The organism is Shewanella sp. TC10 (assembly GCF_009663145.1).
Classification (GTDB): domain Bacteria; phylum Pseudomonadota; class Gammaproteobacteria; order Enterobacterales; family Shewanellaceae; genus Shewanella.
Map to the genome: position 1 here is coordinate 1 of NZ_VKHR01000116.1, position 2,483 is coordinate 2,483.

Annotated in this window: 3 protein-coding genes and 1 pseudogene; all 4 read right to left on the minus strand. The window is 40.0% G+C overall.

All coding sequences use genetic code 11. The annotated features are described in order from the left end of the window. A partial coding sequence (locus FNZ24_RS21305; RefSeq protein ID WP_194945124.1) for an FAD:protein FMN transferase occupies positions 1-344 on the minus strand: 344 nt, incomplete at its 3' end. Positions 345-478: 134 nt separating this feature from the next. Next, positions 479-1,726 carry an NADH:ubiquinone reductase (Na(+)-transporting) subunit F gene (gene nqrF / locus FNZ24_RS21310; RefSeq protein WP_153916807.1) on the minus strand — a complete coding sequence of 416 codons (1,248 nt, stop codon included), beginning with the start codon at positions 1,724-1,726 and terminating at the stop codon, positions 479-481. 46 nt (positions 1,727-1,772) lie between these two features. Then, positions 1,773-2,381, minus strand: coding sequence for an NADH:ubiquinone reductase (Na(+)-transporting) subunit E (gene nqrE / locus FNZ24_RS21315; RefSeq protein ID WP_153916808.1), 609 nt, complete (start codon positions 2,379-2,381; stop codon positions 1,773-1,775). A 5-nt stretch (positions 2,382-2,386) separates the two neighbouring features. Beyond that, positions 2,387-2,483: pseudogene (locus FNZ24_RS21320) on the minus strand (NADH:ubiquinone reductase (Na(+)-transporting) subunit D); the annotation flags it as partial.

A 2,483-nucleotide genomic window follows, 5' to 3' on the forward strand; every position in this document is an offset into this window, starting at 1 on the left:
GTTAAGCCATCTGTAACTTCGTACAGTCTTAACCCTTCCTTGAACACTTTAATTGTATCTTCAGAAACAGTGATACTGTGATTAATGCCAAGTTGGTTAAATTTAGATAATTCAGATTTTGGTCTATATGTCGACATTTGGTCATTGACTAACTCAAGCGCTATATCAATTTCAGCCTGTAGCAATTGAGTCGTCGGCAAACGATCGTTTCTAACTACCTTGATATGGTAAGTCGTGCCCATAGTATTGCCAGCCAGTGACACTATTTTGTCTTCAGTTCCACAAGCCGTTAGTAATAATAAAACCAGGGATACAGCAATAGATTTTATAGAAATCTTAATCATCTCAAACTTCAAATTAGTGTTATCTAAAATAAAAAATTGCAGCTTACTAACTAGAGTGACCTCCGTGTCAGCGAGCTGCAATTTATGACGTTCAATGTCTTTTGGGTAATTGCTAATCTTATTGGATTAACGCATTAGCCACCAAAGTCATCGAGTAGGATGTTTTCATCTTCAACACCCAGATCTTTAAGCATACCAATTACGGCTGCGTTCATCATTGGAGGTCCACACATGTAGAACTCACAATCTTCTGGTGCATCATGGTCACGTAGGTAGTTTTCATACAATACGTTATGAATGAAACCTGTGTAGCCAGTCCAGTTATCTTCTTCTTGCGGATCAGATAATGCAACATGCCACTCAAAGTTTTCATTGGTTGATGCTAAACCGTCAAAATCTTCTACATAGAACATTTCACGTTTAGAACGCGCACCGTACCAGAAACTCATCTTACGCTTAGAGTTAAGACGCTTAAGTTGGTCAAAGATATGTGAGCGCATTGGTGCCATACCTGCACCACCACCAACAAATACCATTTCAGCATCAGTTTCTTTAGCGAAGAACTCACCGAATGGGCCAGAGATGGTGACTTTATCACCTTCTTTAAGACTCCAGATGTACGATGACATTTTACCACAAGGTAAGGTCAAATTACGTGGCGGTGGCGTAGCAATACGCACGTTCAACATAATGATACCAAATTCTTCTGGATAGTTTGCCATTGAATATGCACGAATCGTTTCTTCATCAACTTTTGACTCTAAGTTGAAGAAACCAAAGTGCTCCCAGTCGCCACGGTATTCTGCAGGTACATCAAAATCTGCATATTTAACATGGTGAGCTGGTGCTTCAATTTGAATATAACCACCCGCGCGGAACGGTACAGACTCTTCACCAGGAATTTGCAGCTTAAGTTCTTTAATGAAAGTCGCTTTGTTATCGTTAGAGATAACTTCACATTCCCATTTCTTAATGCCGAAAATTTCTTCATCAAGTTCGATGTCCATATCAGTTTTAACGTTAACCTGACAGGCTAAACGACAACCCTGACGAGCTTCACCTTTGCTAATATGGTCAAGTTCGGTAGGTAGAATGTCACCACCTCCAGACTTAATATTAACGCGACACTGACCACATGAGCCACCGCCACCACAGGCACTTGATACGAAAATACCATTATCAGCAAGCGCGCCTAATAGTTTATTACCCGCACCCGTTTTAATTGCTTTATCACTATCATCATTGATTGAAATAGTGATATCACCGCTAGCGACTAACTTAGATTTAGCGAATAAAATCACTAAAACTAAAATCAGTACGATGGCGGTAAACATACTCACACCTAGATAAACATCTATTGGAGTAGCGTTAAGAATATCCATTAACTTTATCCTTTAAGGTTCAAATTAATACGTCGTAAGGTCTCTCTTAAAGAGATACACCTGAGAACGACATGAAACCTAGCGCCATTAAGCCAGAAGTGATGAAGGTAATACCTAAACCACGTAAGCCTTTTGGTACATCAGAATACTTCATTTTCTCGCGTAGACCTGCTAGCAATACAATTGCTAATGCCCAACCAATACCAGAGCCAATACCGAATACTAAACTCTCGCCAAGGTTGTAATCACGCTCAACCATGAATGAAACTGCACCAAAAATTGCACAGTTTACGGTGATCAATGGTAAGAAAATACCTAACGCGTTATACAAAGGTGGGAAATATTTATCTAAAGCCATTTCCAAAATTTGTACTAAAGCAGCGATAACACCGATGAAGGTAATGAACTTCAAGAAGCTCAAATCTGCATCAGGAACACCAGCCCAAGCAAGCGCGCCTGGTGCTAATAATCCTTGGTAGATGATTTGGTTAACTGGTACAGCAATGGCAAGAACCACAATTACTGCTACACCAAGGCCCATCGCTGTGGTGACTTTCTTAGATACAGCTAAGAAAGTACACATACCCAAGAAGAAGGCTAACGCCATGTTCTCAATGAATATCGAACGAATTAACAGACTAATATAATGTTCCATTGCGCTTACCCTTTTGCTTCTACTTGCTCTGGCTTATAAGTACGGATAATCCAGATCAAGATACCGATCAAGAAGAACGCACTAGGAGGAAGAAGTAACAAA